Origin of the sequence: Mucilaginibacter sabulilitoris (assembly GCF_034262375.1) — a bacterium.
Taxonomy (GTDB): Bacteria; Bacteroidota; Bacteroidia; order Sphingobacteriales; family Sphingobacteriaceae; genus Mucilaginibacter; species Mucilaginibacter sabulilitoris.
The window spans coordinates 7,020,767-7,039,923 of sequence record NZ_CP139558.1 but is presented as its reverse complement, the minus strand read 5'-3'; the positions used below and the strand labels follow the sequence as shown (position 1 = coordinate 7,039,923).

The 19,157-nt window shown below is 40.9% G+C and carries 20 protein-coding genes; 10 read left to right on the top strand and 10 right to left on the bottom strand.

From position 1 onward, the window contains the following. The first annotated feature begins 104 nt into the window (after positions 1 to 104). The 8 genes from SNE25_RS29730 to SNE25_RS29695 all read left to right on the top strand — a co-directional run bounded on the left by SNE25_RS29730 (position 105) and on the right by SNE25_RS29695 (position 8,692). Positions 105 to 1,613, top strand: a complete 1,509-nt coding sequence (locus SNE25_RS29730; protein WP_321562636.1) for a MiaB/RimO family radical SAM methylthiotransferase — start codon at positions 105 to 107, stop codon at positions 1,611 to 1,613. An 88-nt stretch (positions 1,614 to 1,701) separates the two neighbouring features. Then, positions 1,702 to 2,958, top strand: a complete 1,257-nt coding sequence (locus SNE25_RS29725) for a sigma-54 interaction domain-containing protein (RefSeq protein ID WP_321562635.1) — start codon at positions 1,702 to 1,704, stop codon at positions 2,956 to 2,958. Positions 2,959 to 2,963: 5 nt separating this feature from the next. Continuing rightward, complete coding sequence (locus SNE25_RS29720; RefSeq protein ID WP_321562634.1) at positions 2,964 to 3,473, top strand: LptE family protein; 510 nt, start codon at positions 2,964 to 2,966, stop codon at positions 3,471 to 3,473. A 21-nt stretch (positions 3,474 to 3,494) separates the two neighbouring features. After that, positions 3,495 to 4,865 (top strand): hypothetical protein, encoded by a 1,371-nt coding sequence (locus tag SNE25_RS29715; protein WP_321562633.1) that lies wholly within the window; start codon positions 3,495 to 3,497, stop codon positions 4,863 to 4,865. Positions 4,866 to 4,874: 9 nt separating this feature from the next. Next, positions 4,875 to 5,240: a preprotein translocase subunit SecG gene (secG, locus tag SNE25_RS29710; RefSeq protein WP_321562632.1), complete on the top strand. Its 366-nt coding sequence runs from the start codon at positions 4,875 to 4,877 to the stop codon at positions 5,238 to 5,240. A 236-nt stretch (positions 5,241 to 5,476) separates the two neighbouring features. Beyond that, the gene (groES, locus tag SNE25_RS29705) at positions 5,477 to 5,752 is read left to right on the top strand and encodes a co-chaperone GroES (RefSeq protein ID WP_076375713.1); all 276 of its coding nucleotides are present in this window, start codon (positions 5,477 to 5,479) and stop codon (positions 5,750 to 5,752) included. Positions 5,753 to 5,901: 149 nt separating this feature from the next. Then, on the top strand, positions 5,902 to 7,536 hold the full coding sequence (groL, locus tag SNE25_RS29700) for a chaperonin GroEL (RefSeq protein WP_321562631.1): 1,635 nt from the start codon (positions 5,902 to 5,904) through the stop codon (positions 7,534 to 7,536). Positions 7,537 to 7,903: 367 nt separating this feature from the next. Continuing rightward, entirely contained in the window at positions 7,904 to 8,692 is a 789-nt protein-coding gene (locus tag SNE25_RS29695) for a mechanosensitive ion channel family protein (protein ID WP_321562630.1), read from the top strand. A gap of 4 nt (positions 8,693 to 8,696) precedes the next feature. Here the strand turns inward: SNE25_RS29695 and SNE25_RS29690 are convergent, their stop codons facing one another. The 7 genes from SNE25_RS29690 to SNE25_RS29660 are packed head-to-tail and all read right to left on the bottom strand — an operon-like array spanning position 8,697 to position 15,105. Further along, positions 8,697 to 8,891 (bottom strand): hypothetical protein, encoded by a 195-nt coding sequence (locus SNE25_RS29690; protein WP_321562629.1) that lies wholly within the window; start codon positions 8,889 to 8,891, stop codon positions 8,697 to 8,699. Between the two features lie 35 nt (positions 8,892 to 8,926). Beyond that, on the bottom strand, positions 8,927 to 10,273 hold the full coding sequence (locus tag SNE25_RS29685; RefSeq protein WP_321562628.1) for a DUF58 domain-containing protein: 1,347 nt from the start codon (positions 10,271 to 10,273) through the stop codon (positions 8,927 to 8,929). A gap of 9 nt (positions 10,274 to 10,282) precedes the next feature. Beyond that, positions 10,283 to 11,311: an AAA family ATPase gene (locus SNE25_RS29680; protein ID WP_321562627.1), complete on the bottom strand. Its 1,029-nt coding sequence runs from the start codon at positions 11,309 to 11,311 to the stop codon at positions 10,283 to 10,285. Continuing rightward, positions 11,301 to 12,491, bottom strand: a complete 1,191-nt coding sequence (locus tag SNE25_RS29675; protein WP_321562626.1) for a DUF4350 domain-containing protein — start codon at positions 12,489 to 12,491, stop codon at positions 11,301 to 11,303. The genes SNE25_RS29680 and SNE25_RS29675 overlap by 11 nt, the downstream gene beginning before the upstream one ends. Further along, the gene (locus tag SNE25_RS29670) at positions 12,488 to 13,219 is read right to left on the bottom strand and encodes a DUF4129 domain-containing protein (protein WP_321562625.1); all 732 of its coding nucleotides are present in this window, start codon (positions 13,217 to 13,219) and stop codon (positions 12,488 to 12,490) included. Before SNE25_RS29670 ends, SNE25_RS29675 begins: the two co-directional genes overlap by 4 nt. Before the next feature lie 4 nt (positions 13,220 to 13,223). Then, positions 13,224 to 14,108, bottom strand: coding sequence for a hypothetical protein (locus SNE25_RS29665; RefSeq protein WP_321562624.1), 885 nt, complete (start codon positions 14,106 to 14,108; stop codon positions 13,224 to 13,226). Next, positions 14,092 to 15,105, bottom strand: a complete 1,014-nt coding sequence (locus tag SNE25_RS29660) for a stage II sporulation protein M (RefSeq protein ID WP_321562623.1) — start codon at positions 15,103 to 15,105, stop codon at positions 14,092 to 14,094. Before SNE25_RS29660 ends, SNE25_RS29665 begins: the two co-directional genes overlap by 17 nt. A gap of 52 nt (positions 15,106 to 15,157) precedes the next feature. On the opposite strand from SNE25_RS29660, the gene SNE25_RS29655 reads away from it, so the two are divergent. Continuing rightward, the gene (locus SNE25_RS29655) at positions 15,158 to 15,886 is read left to right on the top strand and encodes an RDD family protein (RefSeq protein WP_321562622.1); all 729 of its coding nucleotides are present in this window, start codon (positions 15,158 to 15,160) and stop codon (positions 15,884 to 15,886) included. On the opposite strand, the gene SNE25_RS29650 is transcribed toward SNE25_RS29655, so the two are convergent. Continuing rightward, on the bottom strand, positions 15,868 to 16,233 hold the full coding sequence (locus tag SNE25_RS29650) for a DUF2752 domain-containing protein (RefSeq protein ID WP_321562621.1): 366 nt from the start codon (positions 16,231 to 16,233) through the stop codon (positions 15,868 to 15,870). The two genes, SNE25_RS29655 and SNE25_RS29650, sit on opposite strands and share 19 nt — an antisense overlap. Beyond that, positions 16,233 to 16,694 carry a DUF5684 domain-containing protein gene (locus tag SNE25_RS29645; RefSeq protein WP_321562620.1) on the bottom strand — a complete coding sequence of 154 codons (462 nt, stop codon included), beginning with the start codon at positions 16,692 to 16,694 and terminating at the stop codon, positions 16,233 to 16,235. Before SNE25_RS29645 ends, SNE25_RS29650 begins: the two co-directional genes overlap by 1 nt. Positions 16,695 to 16,827: 133 nt before the next feature. Here SNE25_RS29645 and SNE25_RS29640 point away from each other — a divergent pair, with 133 nt between their 5' ends. Next, positions 16,828 to 18,255: an L-serine ammonia-lyase gene (locus SNE25_RS29640; protein ID WP_321562619.1), complete on the top strand. Its 1,428-nt coding sequence runs from the start codon at positions 16,828 to 16,830 to the stop codon at positions 18,253 to 18,255. Positions 18,256 to 18,468: 213 nt separating this feature from the next. Here the strand turns inward: SNE25_RS29640 and SNE25_RS29635 are convergent, their stop codons facing one another. Then, a complete protein-coding gene (locus tag SNE25_RS29635; RefSeq protein WP_321562618.1) occupies positions 18,469 to 19,113 on the bottom strand; it encodes an SGNH/GDSL hydrolase family protein in 645 nt (214 codons plus the stop codon). Between the last annotated feature and the right edge of the window lie 44 nt (positions 19,114 to 19,157).

Genomic DNA, 19,157 nt, shown 5'->3' with positions numbered 1-19,157 from the left:
TAATTCAGGAATATAACAATAAAATCCGGATTTTGTTAAATACTGCCAATATGTCATTTGGGTATTTAAATTTTGTGTATTTTTGCAAACTAATTTTTAAATAAATGATGGATTTGGTTATTCCAGATAAAGTACATGATGAGAGCAGACAGGGCGAAGCGCTGGTTTTAGAACCTGTAGCCGGTAAAAACAATGGCCGTAAACTTTATATTGAAAGTTATGGTTGTGCCATGAATTTTTCTGACAGCGAAATAGTTGCTTCAATTTTAGCTGAACAGGGGTTTGAAACCACTGCCGATCATAATGTTGCTGATGTTATTTTTATCAATACCTGCTCTATTCGCGAAAACGCGGAGCAGCGTGTGCGCAACCGCCTGAAAGAATTTACGGTTGCCAAGGTAAAAAATCCGGGATTAGTAGTAGGAGTGCTGGGCTGTATGGCCGAGCGGTTGAAATCAAAATTTTTAGAAGAAGAGAAACTGGTTGACGTAGTTGTTGGCCCGGATGCATATCGCAACCTGCCTGAGCTTATTGACCAGGTTGATAGCGGGCAAAAAGCAGTTAATGTGTTATTGTCGCGCGAGGAAACTTATGCCGATATAAGCCCGGTACGTTTAAATAGCAATGGTATTAACGCGTTTGTGTCTATCATGCGTGGATGCGATAATATGTGCTCATTTTGCGTGGTACCATTTACCCGTGGCCGCGAACGCAGCCGTGATCCACAATCAATTGTAGCCGAATGTACGGACCTGTTTAATAAAGGCTACCGTGAGGTTACTTTGCTGGGCCAAAATGTTGATTCGTATAAATGGGGACCTCACCCTGCCCTCTCCAAAGGAGAGGGTTCTGCCATACCGAATGCAGACCTGGGTGCGGAGGAAGTCCGCTCCAAAGGAGAGGACTTAGGTGAGGCAGAGAAGGCTGTTACCAACTTTGCCAACCTGTTAGAAATGGTTGCGTTGATTAATCCTGATTTAAGGGTTCGGTTTTCAACCTCACATCCAAAGGATATTACTGATGATGTGTTGTATACTATTAATAAATACGAAAATATTTGCAATTACATACACCTGCCGGTTCAATCGGGCAATAGCCGCATACTGGAAATGATGAACCGCACCTATGACAGGGACTGGTACATCAACAGAATTGATGCCATCCGTCGTATCATTCCTGATTGCGCGGTATCTACCGATATGATTACCGGTTTTTGCAGCGAAACCGATGAAGAGCATAACGATTCAGTAACCATGATGGATTACGTGAAGTATGATTTTGCTTATATGTTTAAATACAGCGAAAGACCGGGTACTTTAGCTGCAAAACGTTATGCCGATGATATCCCGGAGGAAGTAAAGCAACAACGTCTGCAACAGATTGTTGCCAAACAGCAGGAATATTCTTTTTACCGCATGCAGGCACGCATAGGGAAGGTTGAGAAAGTATTGATAGAAGGCTATTCTAAAAAATCGGACAAAGACTATTGCGGCCGCAGCGATCAGAATGCCATGGTGATATTCCCGGTAGATGAAAGTTACAAACCAGGCCAGTATGTTAACGTGCTTATTGAGCGCACAACATCGGCTACGCTGATAGGTAAAGTGGTTTAGCGCCCCGACCCCTGAAGGGGGAGGGCTCAGTTAAACACTATATAAAATTAAAAACCTAAAATTCCCCCTTTAGGGGGTTAGGGGGCTTATGGAAGTACAAGAAATAAAACAACGCTTCGGTATCATTGGTAACTCGCCTTTGCTTAACCGGGCTATAAATATTGCTAACCAGGTATCGCCTACAGATATTTCGGTATTAATTACCGGTGAAAGCGGTAGCGGAAAAGAAGTGTTTTCGCACATCATTCACCAGATGAGCCCGCGTAAACATGGGCCGTTTATTGCCGTAAACTGTGGTGCTATCCCGGAAGGTACTATTGATTCTGAATTGTTCGGACACGAAAAAGGCGCCTATACAGGTGCTGTTGGTGAACGCAAAGGTTATTTTGAAACCGTAAACGGTGGTACTATATTTTTAGATGAAATAGCCGAAATGCCGCTGGGTACCCAGGCACGCTTACTGCGGGTGCTGGAATCTGGCCAATACATAAAGGTAGGTTCATCAAAGGTGGAGAAAACTAATGTACGTGTTATTGCAGCTACCAATGTTGATGTATATGAGGCCGTAAAAAACGGTAAATTCAGGGAGGACCTTTATTATCGTTTAAATACAGTACCGCTGAGGATACCTCCATTGCGCGATAGGAAAGAGGATGTTTACCTGCTTTTCAGAAAATTTACATCTGATTTTACTGATAAATACCGTACGCCGCCAATTCAGCTTGATGAAGAGGCTCAGCAGGTTTTAGTCAATTATTCATGGCCGGGTAACGTGAGGCAGCTTAAAAATATGGCCGAACAACTGGCAGTATTAGAGCGGGATCGCATTATTACGGCGCAAACGTTGCTTACCTATATTCCGCATGAAACAGGTAACCGTAATTTGCCTATGCGCCTGGAGAACCAACCTAAAGAAGATTTCTCAGAAAGGGACATTTTATATAAAGTGCTGTTTGATATGAAGCGCGACATGGTAGAACTAAAAAAGCTTGTTGCAGATATTATTGAGCATGGTGGCGTGGCCGCTAATTATAGTAATCATTCGCAAACAATTAACCAGTTGTACCGTGATATTGAGTTGCCAGGGAATCCGGAAACACAATTTACCTTGCAACAACCCGTTAATACCGGTAATAGTAACAGCAGTGGTAATGCCAATGTTGATTCTTATAATATAACGCACGAGGCTGAGGAGGTTGAAGAATCATTATCGCTGATTGAAAAAGAATCGGACCTTATAAGGAAAGCCTTAAAAAAGCATAAAGGTAAACGCAAGCTGGCTGCCAATGAACTGGGCATATCAGAAAGAACATTATATAGAAAAATAAAAGAATTAAACTTGTAGGCTAAATGAAAAGATTTTTTTCGGTTGTGGTTATTTGTTCATTAAGTTTATTCTTATCCTCTTGTTACACGCTAAAAAACGCATCTATTCCACCGGCCTTAAAAACCATTGATGTTCAGTTTTTTGAAAATAACGCGCCGCTTGTAGTTAACAACCTGAGCCAAACGTTCACTGAGGCTTTAAAAGACAGGATCCGTACGCAAAGCCGTTTAAGTATTACGCGTAATGAGAGTGATGCTACCATGTCGGGCAGTATAACCGGATATACTATTGCCCCGGTTTCAATTGAGGCTGTAGCTAATAATGTGGCCCCTATTGCCGATGCAAACAGGTTAACCATCACGGTACAGGTGAAATTTGTTTACGAAGCCGATAAAAAACTTAATTTTGATCAGGCTTTTACCAGTCAAACAGATTTTAGGGGCGATATTGGTGCGCAGGAACAAACCCTGATACAGGATCTTGTAAAGAAGCTTACAGAAGATATTTTTAATAAAGCCTTTTCTAATTGGTAGGCAATTCGTACTTTCAACCACGTGGATCAAGATTTGAATAACAGGCAGAACGAAATATTATTGGAATTGCTGGCTAATCCAGCCAACTCAGGGCAACGGTATAGCGCCGATTTGCAACAACTGGTTGACGAATTTCCGCAAAGTGGTATACTACGTGCCATGCTTGCACATGCCGATTCAGGTAACATAAAACAGTCTGTTGCTTATTTTGACTCTCATTTGCTTTATAAATTGGTTAACGAAGCAGAGGACCTGGCTCAGGTTTCGGCCTCACAAATTGCAGGTCATCCAAAAGAAGTTGAAAATTATTTCCAGGATACTACCGTACATACCGATGAAAATTATTTTAATATAGGCGCTGCGGCCGAAAATACTGAAACAGAGGCGCTGCCCCCGGAAGCCGATGTTAAATTGCCAATACCGGAAACAGAGCAGGCTACAATAACACAATCTGAAGAAATTATTGAATACGAGACACCGGAGTCTGATCAGCCAGTAAATAGAGGTGATGATATTCAGGAAAATAACCCTTTCAAAAATGAAGATGTAGCTGAAGAAGGTATTGAAGATGAGGTATATGACGAAATTGTAGGTATTGAAAATATTACTTTTTCTGGATCAACGGACACTAAAACAGATACTTCGGCTACAGCCGAAAAAAGCAGGATCGATGAACCGGGGATCAATCTCGAATCGGAGGAGTGGATTATCGGCAGCATCGCGGGCAGTGATTATTTTGCATTTGATAATTCAGCCGCAGATCAGAAAAATACTGACGAGGCTGAAATTATAGAATCAATATCATCTGCACCTGAGGCAGATCTGGGTAGCGAAGAAAATATTGATGCAGATACCGGCAACCAGCAGGATGTATCCAAGTATCATGACGAGAAGATGCCGTATACCTTTATGTGGTGGCTTGATAAAACCCGTAAAGAGTATGCCGACACTTATCAGCCATATTCAACCCCACAGCCATTAGCCCCGGAACAGGCACAAGCAAATGAACTGAAAGAGCAGGCTGCTGACGCGCTGCAGCAACAGTACTTCGAAAATATATTCCACGTACGCTCGTTAGAGGAGCTTGAAAAAACTCCACAGCCCGATGTCCCAGAAATAAAACGCAGGGAAGATATTATTATTGAAAGATTTATACAGGAAGAGCCACAAATACGGCCGCCTGCCATGGACAGGCTTGATAACGAAAATAAAGCAAAAAAAAGCTCCGAAGACAGAAACGACCTGGTAAGCGAAACCCTGGCCCAAATTTATGCCGACCAAATGCTATATCATAAGGCAATAGCTACATATAAAAAATTGATGTTGAAATTCCCGGAAAAAAGCCGTTACTTTGCCACCCAAATTGAACAGTTAGAAAAGAAAACCAATTAATATAAAGAAATGTATTTAGTTTTAATTATCATTACCATTATCATTTGCATCCTTTTAGGGCTTATTGTATTGATCCAGAACCCTAAGGGCGGTGGTTTGGCATCAAATTTTTCAAGTTCATCACAATTGATGGGTGTACAAAAAACAGGCGATTTTTTAGAAAAAGGTACCTGGGCACTGGCCATTGGTGTAATGGTTTTATCACTGGCAATTAATGTGTCATTAAAGGGCGGTACATCAGCCGGTAATGATAACCCGGCACTTCGCGATCAGATTGAGAAGGCCTCAAAACCTACAACCCCTGCAAGCGCGCCGCTTACTTTGCCTTCAACACCTCCGCCGGCAAATAAGCCTGCTGATAAACCTGCAAAATAATTCAGGGTTAAAAAGTATAAAAAAGGCTTTGGATATAACCCAAAGCCTTTTTTGTTGTCTTTATACCGACTGACATGATGACACGGGAAGGTTAAAATATTGTTAAGCATAAAAACCAATATAACTTTTAGCTGACATTACAACAGTTTTACCTGTCAATAAATGTCATTACGTTTGCTTGGCATAATTGATGAGGAATTGCCATCGAAACTTAAATAAAATAAACAGATATAACTATGTCATTAAACATCAAACCAATCGGAGACAGGGTTGTGGTAGAAGCTGCAGCTGCCGAAGAGAAGACCGCTTCGGGAATTATTATCCCGGATACCGCTAAAGAGAAACCTCAGCGTGGAACTATTGTTGCCGTAGGCGACGGTAAAGTAGATGAGCCTTTAACTGTAAAAGTTGGTGACCAGGTTTTATATGGAAAATACGCAGGTACCGAAATTACCTATGAAGGTAAAGAGTATTTAATTATGCGCGAATCTGATATTTACGCGGTACTGTAATTAATTAGTGAATTATTGATTTAGTCATTCTATGTATTAAATCAAAAGGAATTCAGAAACTATCATTCAAAAATCTAAAAACATAATTATTGAGCTGCAAAGAATTAAATCACTAATTCGATAACTCAATAATTCAATAACTAAAAAACATGGCAAAACAAGTTAAATACAATGTTGAAGCACGCGACGCCTTAAAACGCGGTGTTGATATTTTAGCTAATGCAGTTAAAGTAACATTAGGTCCTAAAGGCAGAAACGTTATTATTGATAAAAAATTCGGCTCACCAGCTATCACTAAAGATGGTGTAACTGTAGCTAAAGAAATTGAACTGAAAGACGCTCTTGAAAATATGGGCGCTCAAATGGTTAAAGAAGTTGCATCAAAAACTGCTGATATTGCAGGTGATGGCACTACAACTGCTACCGTTTTGGCTCAGGCTATTGTTACTGCAGGTATCAAAAACGTAGCGGCAGGTGCTAACCCAATGGATTTGAAACGTGGTATTGACAAGGCTGTTGCAGCTGTTGTTGAAAACTTAAAATCACAGTCACAAACCGTTGGCGAAGACAATAACAAAATAAAACAAGTAGCATCAATTTCTGCTAATAATGACGAGGTTATCGGTTCATTAATTGCAGAAGCTATGGAAAAAGTTGGTAAAGACGGTGTAATTACTGTTGAAGAAGCAAAAGGTACTGAAACTGAAGTTAGAACTGTAGAAGGTATGCAGTTTGACCGTGGTTACCTTTCTCCTTACTTTGTTACCAATGCTGATAAAATGGAAGCAGAATTGGAAAATCCTTACATCCTGATCTATGATAAAAAGATCTCTTCGATGAAAGAATTGCTTCCAATACTTGAGAAACAAGTACAAACCGGCAAACCATTATTAATTATTGCTGAAGATCTTGACGGCGAAGCATTGGCTACATTAGTAGTTAACAAAATCCGTGGTTCACTGAAAGTAGCAGCAGTTAAAGCTCCAGGCTTTGGTGACCGTCGTAAAGCAATGTTAGAAGATATCGCTATCCTTACAGGCGGTACTTTAATCTCTGAAGAAAGAGGTTACAAATTAGAAAATGCTGACCTTAGCTACTTAGGCACAGCTGAAAAAATCGTTATTGATAAAGATAATACTACCATCATTAACGGTGCTGGTTCTGCCGAAGAAATTAAAGGCCGTGTAAGCCAGATCAAATCTCAGATCGAATCAACTACTTCTGATTATGACCGCGAAAAATTACAAGAGCGTTTAGCCAAATTATCTGGCGGTGTTGCTGTATTATATGTAGGTGCTGCTACAGAGGTTGAAATGAAAGAGAAAAAAGACCGCGTTGACGATGCTTTACACGCAACACGTGCTGCTGTTGAAGAAGGTATTGTTGCAGGTGGTGGCGTTGCCTTCATCCGCGCGGTAGCTGCATTAACTGATCTTAAAGGCGATAACGAAGACGAGAACACTGGTATCCAGATCATCCGTCGTGCTATTGAAGAGCCTTTACGTCAGATCTGCGAAAACGCCGGTATTGAGGGTTCAATTGTGGTGCAAAAAGTTAAAGAAGGCACTGCCGACTTTGGTTACAATGCACGTACCGATAAATACGAAAACCTGATTGGCGCCGGTGTTATCGATCCAACTAAAGTAGGTCGTGTAGCATTAGAAAATGCGGCTTCAATTGCAGCCATGTTGTTAACAACTGAAGTTGTATTGGCCGATGATCCTGAAGATGCTCCAGCTGGCGGTCCACCAATGGGCGGCGGCGGTATGGGCGGCATGATGTAATAAAGCCCTTAGCCCAAGGCTAAAAGCCTAAAGCTTTTATAATATGCAAATCCCTGTCTGGTATTTCAGACAGGGATTTTGTTTTTATAGGCGTTCAAAGTCATTCAAACGTAAATGGATGGTCATTAATTAATCATTTGATTAATTTTTAATATTTACTGTAGCGCTGTTTGGTATTTTTGCGTAACAATTCTGAAACCCTTACTCCCGGGCATAGGATTTGAATACAAAACATTATCATGAAAAGCATCGTTCAAAAAACAAAATTAGTACAAAGCACCATAGTTGATTGGTTGCTGATAAAAGGTCCTGAATTGTTTGTTACCATTTACGGTAAATAATAAATTTTTACCTTTGGCTTTCAGTTATGGAAGTAAAAGGATATTATCAGGATTTTCACAATTGGCTTGTTCAACACGGGCCCAAATATGTTGGCGGACTAATTATATTCTTAATTGGTCTTTGGATTATAAGATTTCTACGTTCGCGGCTCCGCAACCGGATGCTTAAAAGAGGCATTCACTCATCACTGCAACCCTTCTTTTTAAGTTTAACAATTACTACACTTTATGTGCTGCTCGTTATATGGGTAATGAACTTTATTGGTTGGGAAATGACCATTTTTACAACCATTATAGGGGCGTTCAGTGTGGCCGCAGGCTTAGCTCTGTCAGGTACGTTCCAAAATTTTGCAGGTGGCGTACTAATACTTTTATTAAAGCCCTTTGAGCTTAATGACAGTATAGTAGCCCAGGGACAGGATGGTAAGGTAACATCCATACAGATGTTTTATACGGTTTTGCTTACTGCCGATAATAAAACGGTTATTATTCCCAATGGTAAATTATTTAATGAGGTTATTATAAACGTAACCCGCGAAGGCAAGCGCCGTCTTGATTTTGAAGTAAAAGTGGCCTATGCCAATGATATTGAATTGGTAAAAACAATTATGCAAAAAGCCATAGATACCACGGATAATTTATTAAAGAATCCGGCCTCGCGCATAGGTATCAGCAGTTTGGAAATTGATTCTATCAGGTTTTTAGTAAACGTGTGGGTTAACCCCACTAATTTTTTGACTGCCAAAATAGCCCTGCAGGAAAAAATCATTAAAGATCTGGCCGCAGCCGGCGTTAATTTCCCTAAAGCCGGGTAGTTATTTACTGAATAAATAATTTATAATACCTTTTTAAAACAACCAGGATAAAAAACAAGAAGGTAGCCGAAGAAAAAAGCGTAGCAGACAATTTTAAGGTTGAAACATCATACCATCTGATAACGCCTGATATACTTGCTGATAGCATAAATAAGTTGAGCAGCAGTATCGCTATAATTTGATTTTTAGAAGGATTCATATTCTGATATTAAATTGTTTAAAGTTTCTTTTAACTTATATTTTCTGTTTGGCCTTTATTTCCAGGTAGCGGTTAATGGTATTAACAGTAAGATTTTGCGGTGCGCTTAAAATAGACTGTATACCATGCCTGGACAGTTCCTTTACAATAAGTTTTTTATCATAGGCAAATTTCTCGGCTATGGTTTTGATGTAAATACCCTCAACATCAGCCGCTGGCATTTCACTCAGCGTTTTGAGTTCGGTATTTTCAAAGAAAACTACCAGAAGTAAATGATATTTGGCTATCCTTCTCAAGAAGGGTAATTGCCGCTGCAAGGCATTCAAACTTTCAAAGTTGGTAAAAAACACTACCAGGCTACGCTGTTTAATTACTTTACGAATGGTAGCGTACAGCATCTCCATATCGGTTTCCAGGTATCGTGTTTTCTCTTTGTATAAAACTTCCAATATCTTGTTGAGATGTGCCGGGCGCCTGTCGGCGGGGACTACAGCCCCCAGTTTTTCAGATATAGTGATCAAACCCGCTTTGTCCTCCTTTAACAATGCCACGTTTGATAGTACCAAACTGGCATTTATAGCATAATCTAACAGACTTAATCCTTCAAAAGGCATTTTCATGGCCCTTGATTTGTCAATTATGCTATATACATGCTGTGATTTTTCGTCGGTATAGGAGTTTACCATTAAGTTGCCCTGTCTTGCGGTGGCTTTCCAGTTAATGGTACGGTAGTCATCGCCGGTAACATAGGTTTTTACCTGCTCAAACTCAAGGCTATGCCCAATCCTCCTCATTTTTTTTATGCCAATGTCGGTAAGCCGGTTTGATATAGCCATCAGCTCGTATTTACGCATCTGCAAAAAGGAAGGATACACCGGCAATGTTTCGGCCTGATCAAAATTATAACGCCGTCTTATTAAGCCTAATGGCGATTTAACATAAACCCTGATATCACCAAATTCATATTCGCCACGCCGGGTTGGGCGCAATATATAGTTGATCAGTTTGCGCTCCCGGGGCTCTAAAGCAGTTTTAAACCAAACATCGCGCTTTTGAAACTGAAAAGGTATTTCATCAATAATACCCACGCTTACATTAAAGGTGTACAGGTTTTCAATATATACGCCCAGCTCGTTATTATCGCTGTTGCTCAATCGTTCGGGGGCATGCCGTCTGGCAAACACACCTTTGGCCGGTTTATATAGCAACAGCATATCAATAATAACCAATACTATCAGCGCCCAAAATACCAGCTCGGGAATAATCCCCATCCACGGAAAAAAGAAATCGAACAAAAACAGCACAACGCTGCAAGCCAGCGCTGCAAACAAGCGGTTGGTTAAAAAGAGGTTTTTATAAAAAAGGCTGATAATATTTTTCACAGCGATATATTATCGTGGTATTTCAATTTTCTGTATAATTTGAGCTACCACATCGTCCGGGCTCACGCCTTCCATTTCTTTATCGGGAGTAAGCATAATACGGTGCCTTAAAACAGGCGCTGCTACATATATTATATCTTCGGGTGTCACAAAGTCGCGACCTTTAATGGCTGCCAGTGCTTTGGCAGCATTGATCATGGCCAGCGAAGCTCGCGGCGAGCCACCAAGATATAATGATTTATTATTGCGGCTTTCGAAAATGATCCGGGCAGTAAATTCAAGCAGTTTAGCTTCTACATGTAATGCTCTAACCTGCTGGCGTAGGGCAATAACGTCGGCGGCTGATAAAACCGGTTGTATATGGCTCAGCTGATCGGTTGTTTTTTGCTGGTGCTGCTGTGTTATAATCGCTATTTCTTCTTCAAGTGACGGATATTTAATTTCTACCTTAAACAAAAACCTATCTAACTGGGCTTCGGGCAGGCGATAAGTACCTTCTTGTTCAACCGGGTTCTGGGTAGCCAGTACGGTAAAGGGTTCCTGCATTTTATAGGTATGCCCGTCAATAGTAACCTGGCGCTCTTCCATTACCTCAAATAAAGCCGATTGGGTTTTGGCAGGCGCCCGGTTTATTTCATCTATCAGGATGATATTACCAAATATAGGCCCCTGTTTAAATTCAAACTCGGTGCTTTTAGGATTAAATACCGAGGTGCCCAATATATCTGAAGGCATCAGGTCGGGAGTGAACTGGATGCGTGAGTAATGTGCGTCAATAGCTTTTGAAATGAGCTTTGCGGTAAGCGTTTTGGCTACTCCCGGTACGCCTTCAATTAAAATATGCCCGTCGGCCAGTATGCCGGCAATCAGTAAGTCTATTGATTCATGCTGGCCCACAATGATTTTGGCAAGCGTGTTTTTTATTTGATCAACCGCGGTGCTGAGCTTACTCAGGTCGGTTCTTTTTTCAAAGCCCTCATTCCCTTCGATACTGGATTTATTCAGATCGATTTCTTTTCCAAAATTCTCATTTTCCATTATATCCGGATTGATTGTAAAAATTTTCTATCAGTTTATTGAATTGAATTAATTGACTATCAGTAACCTGTGTCTGTACAGTGATAAAGTTGATGGTATTAATAAGTTCTACCGCAAACTTACTGTCAATGCCTGTTTTCTGAGCGAGTACATCTGCAAATTCGTTATCAAGTTTGGTGGTTTTCAGGTGATAATATTCTCTGAAATGCCCCAGCAGGTAAAGCACTTTTTTATGGGCAATATTGATATTGTCGTGTTTTTCGTAATAAACCTGGCCAACAACGGTAACAAAATCTAAAGTGGAGTTTGTAAGCGGTTCTATTACCGGAATAATGCGTTGACGGCGTTTTATCTCAAATAACACAAAACCGAGCAAGCTAAAAATAGCAATATAATATGCCCATTGTAATTGCGGGTTATTTAAAAATACCCTCATCGGCGATTCCGCCTCACCCGATCCCTGGGTGTAGTATTCGTCCCAGATAATTTGTTTGGTGTTTTTTACGTACGATAAAACAGTGGCAGCGTATAGGGCTCCCTGCGGAGTAAGCAAGCTGTAGTTGCTCAACATTTTAGGGTTGGTCATTAAATACAAATTGCCTTTGCCAAAGCGGTACTTAATAAAGTTAGCCATCTTGTTAGCATTGTTCCCTAAAACAATAGCCTTTGTGGTATCGAGTTTATTAAAATAATAGTTGCCCGCACCTTTATCAACAAGATATTCTGTTGGTGATTGTAACGCCGGATTAAGAAACTTTACGGGAGTATTTTCCTGCTGTATATTAAGATTGGTTTTGGTATCAATACCCAGATTTTTTTCAAATAGGCTGCCAAAACTATTTGCAGCAATAAATATATCATTACCCTGCTTAATATATTTCACCAGTTGCCCATAATCGGTTTTTGATGGATTAATTGCGTAACATATTATAATGTATGATGCCTGGTTTGCGGCATTATCGGTAAGTACATTATATATGGGCTGACGCTGCGAGGTAATAACAGCGCCAGGAAACAGGTCCTTAACCCGGTCATATATAATATAAGTGCCAAAGGGAATTTTATCCTTGTTACTAAATGTTTCGGCCCAGTTAACCGGTTTGGGTCGGTTTACATTAGCTACTACATAAATTATAAAAAGCGTTGTAGCCGAAATGAGATAAATCTTCAGATCTTTCATGGCAGCTGCTTTTTAAAGTTTTGAAACAGTTGGTTTATATTTTGAAATGCTGTACCATCAATGGTAAAACCGCCATACCATACATATTCAAACTGGCGGGTAAGTAGCGAAAATGCCTGTCGTTGAGATGCATCATTAAGCTCATGTACATATGCCGAATTGGTTTTATCAATTTGCCAGTGTATCAGATTATTATCACTCAGCTGTTTTAAGCATCTTAAGTAAAGCAAACGCACAGCCAGTCTGTAATTATGCTGCGATATCGCTTTCTCTATCTCGCTGTCAAAATTCAGCTCATGAATATTCTCAAGCGATTCGGTATAGGTAAGGCTGGTTTTGCGGGCTTCGCCCTGTAATAATTTAATGGCATCCATGCCCATGAGCCTGAAAATAAAATATACCAGCAAACCGATGGCAATAACCAGAAATGTATATTTGATAATCGCACCGGCTAACGGGCTATTGCCAAGCTTGCTGAAAAGCTTATTCCAGATGTAATCCCAAAACCTGTCCCACGCGGATGCTTCGCCCAGCGCTGCTCCGTTGTAATTGAAATTCTTGTCGTTATGATATGCCTTTAGCGCCTTTATGTTAAAGCTTTTTACCACTATTTCAGAACTGTCAACATGCAACCTAGCGGGGGCTTTTTTAACCGGCGCTGTTGCGTGCACTGAAAAAAGTAGACCGGCTATCAGGCTAAAAAAAAATGTAAATAGCAGCTTGGGCATACACTTAATATTGTTCGGCAGGCAAATCGGTGCTATTGTCGGTATTTTTACCAAAAGCATCCATCCGGCTCAGTATACCGAGACCCTCTTTTTGTTCGGAAAGACTAAAGTAGCACATGGCAATAGCTATAGCCACTAAACAGTAGGCAAGCATTAAAATATTTTGCATCAGGCTAAACAATATTACGAGCGGCAAAGCAAAACTTTTTAGCGACAGAAACGCTTTGGCTGCTACAATAATACTTAGTGGCACACTTGCAAATGAACCTAATACGCCCACAATTAGCGTAATGACAAATAAAATACCAAATACCGTCCACCAGTTGTCTTTTATTAGGGTGAAGCTTTTGTTGAACGCGTATCTGAATGATGTATTTTCCATAACAATAATGGGAAATACCAGGTACATCACCGTCATGAGATAAACGCCGGGAAGAATACACATTAAAAAGCCCACGAAGCATAAAAGCGTTATCAGAAAGCCGCTGCCGAGTATGCGTAGAAAGTAATATTTAAAATATCCCCATACTTCGGTAAGGGTTGGCTTGCCATCTTTTTTTTCAAGATATACCGATATATAGCATAAAGTAGTGAGGTAGATACTTAATTGCCCAAATACAATTACAATGGCATTAAAAATGGCGCTTACTACATATGATATAAATGGGCTTGCTGCCTGGTATGAGTTTGTATCAAACTTAGTGGCATACATATTCATCGTGTTTGTTTGAGTAAGTGCCGTTGTAGCGGCTCCTGCAAGTACAAAAAAACCACATAAGGCAAACAGGCACGTAAAAAGCGGTTTGAAATTTTCTTTTAAAAAAGTAAAGGTGTCATTAATAATTTCGCCAAAATCGCGGATGCGTCTAAGCTCAATCGGTTGTTTCATCAGTATAAGGTTTGTTTAGGTTTGTTTTTTTATTAATATGTTTAGGATATAATATCACGTACCATATCATAAACACCAATGATGCTGCTAATATAGAAATACTGAGCCAAACAGGCATCTCGGTATGCCGGGTTACAAAGCTTTCAAAAAATGCAGCCGTTAAAATAATAGGTATTATACCTATGCTTATTTTTAAGCCATCCCGGGCGCCGTTTTTTAAAGACACCAGGCGCGTATACGTTTTTGGAAAAAGCAGGCTGTTACCAAGTATTAAACCCGCGGCGCCGGCAATTATAAATGATGATATTTCTAAAGTACCATGTATCCATATTACCAGTATCGATTGCCAGCCCAATCCCTTGCTAAAAAAATAGTATTGGAAGGAGCCCAGCATGATACCGTTTTGTAGGCTTACAAATAAAGTGCCTACAGAAAAAAGCATACCCAATACAAAAAATATAAGGGCCACTTTCACATTGTTAATGGCAATTTGCAAAAACATCAGGGTAGAGGACCCTTGCTTATACACGCCAAAAGGATCGCCTTTAGCAATGTTATCATTGGTCATGTTTACATAATCATCACCCATGATCAGTTTTACAAAGTTGTTGTCGTATTTGGCCGACAGAACGCCCATCAGCACAAAAACGATGAAAAACAAAAATGAGTAAAGTAACTGCTTGCGGTATTGGTAAAATATAAGCGGAAGTTCATCCCGCCAAAAAGTAACGAACCGGCTGGTTTTTTCCTTTTTGTTTTTATAGATGGACTGATGGAAACCTGCCGCCAGGCCATTTAAATATTTGGTAGTATTTGATTTTGGATAGAAGGTTTTGGCGTAGGCCAGGTCATCAGTTATAGCTATAAATGCTTCTGCAAGTTCATCAGGATTATGCGTTTTTTTATTCTCATACTCCTTCCACTTTTCTGTACCTTGTTTAATAAACAGCGCCTCACGCATTTTTACCGTAGTTATTTTTTTGTTTAAAATACTCACAAAAATTTAATATGCAATCATATTTTTGAATAACAAATATATCTTTGATCAGATGCAAACAATAAAGGTACATACTACCCAAAATATTGATATTGACTACGAAATAGCAGGGCTTGGCGAACGCATAGTAGCAAAATTGCTTGATTACCTGGTTTTTGTACCGCTGTGGATCATTGGATTTGTTTTAGCGGCTAACCGGGTTGGTGATGTTGGTGTTAGCGCGTATTTTATTATCGTAGCTGTGATCTTTGTGTTTTATGACCTGATATGCGAGCAGTTTTTAAATGGGCAGAGTATCGGTAAACGCATTTCCAAAATAAAAGTGATCAGCCTGAATGGTAACCGGCCGACATTTGGTCAATACCTGTTGCGCTGGTTGTTACGGTTAATTGATTTTGGCATAACAGGTGGGTTGGCCGCACTTGTATCAGCCATTGTTACCGAAAACGGGCAGCGTATTGGTGATATAGCTGCCGGAACAGCCATGATCAGGACCCAACCCCGTACAAAGATGGATAACCTGGTATTCAGACCGTCAGATGATAGCTATATACCTGTTTTTAAAGAGGTAAACCAGTTAAATGACCAGGATGTTGCTCTTATTGCCGAGGTTATACAAAATTATACAAGAACAGGTAATAATATGCTTGTGTTTAACATGGCACAGCGTACCAAAGAGCACCTCGGTATAGCGTCTCCAAGGGATATGAACGACATGGTTTTTTTGCAAACCATAGTGAAAGATTATAGCCACATAAGTGCTCAGGCGGAGAGCCTGTAATGTTCATACAGCCCATACATTTTAATGATGTAGCTAATCAGTACAATACTGCCAGTGATAATAAAGAAGGTTTTTTTAACCGCGAATTTCGGCGTATCCAGCTTTAAATATTTATCGGCGATGCCATAGGCAAAAAATAGAAGCAGCGGGATGGCAGGTGGATATAAAGTGAAGCTTTTTTGCATGTCGCCCTGTAAAAGGGCTACTATGGAACGCTGAAAACCACAACCGGGGCAGTCAATTCCGGTAAGGTACTTAAAAGGACAGGGGAGCAAATGACTTTGCAGCCAGTGGATAAAGCCCAGCTGGCTGCAAAATATTTGTAGTGTGTTATAATTTAGCAACATTAGGCCTGTGGAGGCTGGTTATTAAAGGGATCTTTATAATCGTTTGGGTTAAATGGTTTATACCCTGCTGCTTCTTTAGCTGAAGGGCCTAAATATTGATAATTCCCGAAGCCTAATACAGGGAAGAATACAAATGGGAGTAATAAGAGGCCCACGGTAAAACCTTCACTTTGGCCAAAGCTTTTACTTAATAAATTGAGTGTCCACACGGCAACAACGATGTTTACGCATGGCACCAGGAATAAAAATATCCACCATATTGGCTTGCCAATAATTTCAAGTAATACAATGTGGCTATAAATAGGGATGATGCATGCCCAGCCTGGTTTGCCGGCTTTTTCGTATACCTTCCACATCCCGATTAAAGAAATAATCCCGACAATTAAAGCAGGAATTAGACATGCAGCCATAATAGCAGCGAAAGCACCGGCTGAAGCCGAAGATGGATCATAGTTTTCCATTGGTTTTGGGGTTTAAGTAAATGGTTTAGTGTTATTTAATTACTGCAAAATATAAAATATTTAAATAAAAGGGTAACAACATCGCATATTTATTACGAAGCGGTAATAATATTTTATGATTAATTTTGACCCGATGCAAAGAGAACAGATTTCGGTATTTGATATGTTTAAGATTGGCATTGGGCCGTCAAGTTCGCATACCCTTGGCCCCTGGAGGGCAGCACAACAGTTTGCGCAGGGTCTTGAACAGAATGGTTTATTGCCATTGGTAGAACAGGTTAAAATACTACTATATGGCTCATTAGCCAAAACCGGGCGGGGCCATGGCACCGATATTGCCATACTATTAGGTATGAGCGGCGACGATCCGGTTACTTTTGAAGTTGACCAGATAGTTCCTAAAATTAATACGATTACCAATACTCATAAATTGCAGCTGGCAGGTATACAGGAGATTAATTTTTCCGTTACCGACGATCTGCTGTTCCTCCTTAACGAGAGTTTACCTTTTCATCCCAACGCGGTGACTTTTCAGGCGTTTTTAAATAACGGCAAGGCGGTTTCGGAGACTTATTACTCCATTGGCGGTGGCTTTGTAGTCAAGGAAGGCGGTTCAAACCAAACCAAACAGGAGGTTGATTTACCCTTCCCGATTGATACCGCCGCCGATTTGCTGCACTGGTGCATTAAAACAGGCCTTAAGATATCAGAAGTAGTGATGGAGAACGAGCTGGCCTGGCGTAACGAACAGGAAACACGTACCGGCGTTTTAAATATCTTTAAGGCCATAAAGGAGTGTATTTACCGCGGGTGCCATACCACCGGGCAGCTTCCCGGAGGCCTCAATGTAGCTCGTAGGGCTTTTAAACTTAACAGCAAACTCATTGGTAATAATACCTATACCAATTATGACGAATGGGTAATAGCCATCAGGGAAACCGGCGATGGTTTTAAAAATATACTGGATTGGGTAAGCTGTTTCGCATTGGCAGTAAATGAGGAAAATGCCTCATTTGGCCGGGTGGTTACTGCGCCTACTAACGGCGCTGCCGGGGTTATACCCGCTGTTTTACAGTATTATATCGTTTTTTGCGAAGGTAACACCGAGCAAAGGATCATTCAGTTTTTGTTTACGGCTTCGGAGATTGGGAGTATATTTAAGAAAGGAGCTACCATATCGGCGGCTATGGGAGGTTGCCAGGCCGAGATCGGGGTATCATCCGCGATGGCTGCGGCGGCTTTAACCGAGTGTATGGGCGGTACCCAGCGGCAGGTACTCATGGCCGCCGAAATAGCCATGGAACATCACCTGGGCCTCACCTGTGACCCGATTGGAGGGCTTGTACAGATCCCTTGTATAGAGCGCAATACCATGGGTGCTATTAAGGCTATTACCGCCTCGCAGCTGGCTTTGCAGAGCAACCCCGAAAAGGCCAAGGTGAGTTTGGATGCCGTGGTAAAAACCATGTGGCAAACCGCCCTTGACATGAACTCCAAATACAAGGAAACATCAGACGGGGGATTGGCTATTAACATCCCGATCAGCCTGCCGGAGTGTTGATTTTTTAGTTTTAAGCCTAAAAGTGCCCTGGGACTTCTTAAAGCGATATTTTAACATAAATATCCCGAAATACAGGTGTAAAACAGATAAATATTCGCTTAAAATGTTTCAAAACTGATCAGAACGGTTCATTTTAACATTTTTTTGAAGATTTGCGGGTACTTTAAAAAGTTTAGGCCTTTTGTTCAGATTTTACGAAAAACCATCCGGCTTTTATTTCGTTTTCAGCTCGTCTAAAATAACCGGCTTGAGTTTGTCTACCCACATCTGGTACATGGCTGAGGAAGGGTGCAGACCATCATCGGCAATGAGCGAACTGTTATTGGCGGCCAGTTTTGATATGGGAGTAATATCAATATAATGAACGCCGGCTTTAGTGCTTTCTTCCTTGTTTATATCATTGAACTCATCAATTTCGCGGCCAATGCGGGCGCCATCCCCGTGTGCGAAGGGTGTTACACCATAATCAGGTATGGAGAGTACAAAAACATGTTTGGCATTGCCCTTTGCAAATTTGATAGCGGTATTTAAAACCTGCACAAATTTTTCGCGATAGTTGGCTTGACTGTGGCCGCCGTACTGGTCGTTCACGCCAATAAGGAGGGTTACTATATCATAGGTTTTGTCCTTGATGTCGCTGTTGTCAATGGCGGTGATCAGTTCGTCGGTTGTCCACCCGGTTTTGGCGATGATGGTGGGGGCAGTTACCTTGTGCCCGGTTAGCTGCGTGGCAAGCTGGTTAGGAAATGATACCTCCGCAGGCACCGACTGGCCAATGGTATACGAATCGCCGAGGGCCAGGTAGCTCAGGGTATCGGTTATGGGGATTATTGGCTTTGGCGGCGGTAAATACGTCATAGCTGGGGTTTTGGTGCACGCCGATAGCGTGCTTATGGTACATA

Coding starts and splice junctions, on each gene's coding strand:
- SNE25_RS29720 (WP_321562634.1), top strand. CDS start 2,964: ATGAAAAGATTTTTTTCGGTTGTGGTTATTTGTTCATTAAGTTTATTC.
- SNE25_RS29690 (WP_321562629.1), bottom strand. CDS start 8,891: ATGAATCCTTCTAAAAATCAAATTATAGCGATACTGCTGCTCAACTTA.
- SNE25_RS29665 (WP_321562624.1), bottom strand. CDS start 14,108: ATGAAACAACCGATTGAGCTTAGACGCATCCGCGATTTTGGCGAAATT.
- SNE25_RS29730 (WP_321562636.1), top strand. CDS start 105: ATGATGGATTTGGTTATTCCAGATAAAGTACATGATGAGAGCAGACAG.
- SNE25_RS29635 (WP_321562618.1), bottom strand. CDS start 19,113: ATGACGTATTTACCGCCGCCAAAGCCAATAATCCCCATAACCGATACC.
- SNE25_RS29680 (WP_321562627.1), bottom strand. CDS start 11,311: ATGGAAAATGAGAATTTTGGAAAAGAAATCGATCTGAATAAATCCAGT.
- SNE25_RS29645 (WP_321562620.1), bottom strand. CDS start 16,694: ATGGAAAACTATGATCCATCTTCGGCTTCAGCCGGTGCTTTCGCTGCT.
- groES (WP_076375713.1), top strand. CDS start 5,477: ATGTCATTAAACATCAAACCAATCGGAGACAGGGTTGTGGTAGAAGCT.
- SNE25_RS29675 (WP_321562626.1), bottom strand. CDS start 12,491: ATGAAAGATCTGAAGATTTATCTCATTTCGGCTACAACGCTTTTTATA.
- SNE25_RS29650 (WP_321562621.1), bottom strand. CDS start 16,233: ATGTTGCTAAATTATAACACACTACAAATATTTTGCAGCCAGCTGGGC.
- SNE25_RS29670 (WP_321562625.1), bottom strand. CDS start 13,219: ATGCCCAAGCTGCTATTTACATTTTTTTTTAGCCTGATAGCCGGTCTA.
- SNE25_RS29725 (WP_321562635.1), top strand. CDS start 1,702: ATGGAAGTACAAGAAATAAAACAACGCTTCGGTATCATTGGTAACTCG.
- SNE25_RS29655 (WP_321562622.1), top strand. CDS start 15,158: ATGCAAACAATAAAGGTACATACTACCCAAAATATTGATATTGACTAC.
- groL (WP_321562631.1), top strand. CDS start 5,902: ATGGCAAAACAAGTTAAATACAATGTTGAAGCACGCGACGCCTTAAAA.
- SNE25_RS29695 (WP_321562630.1), top strand. CDS start 7,904: ATGGAAGTAAAAGGATATTATCAGGATTTTCACAATTGGCTTGTTCAA.
- secG (WP_321562632.1), top strand. CDS start 4,875: ATGTATTTAGTTTTAATTATCATTACCATTATCATTTGCATCCTTTTA.
- SNE25_RS29640 (WP_321562619.1), top strand. CDS start 16,828: ATGCAAAGAGAACAGATTTCGGTATTTGATATGTTTAAGATTGGCATT.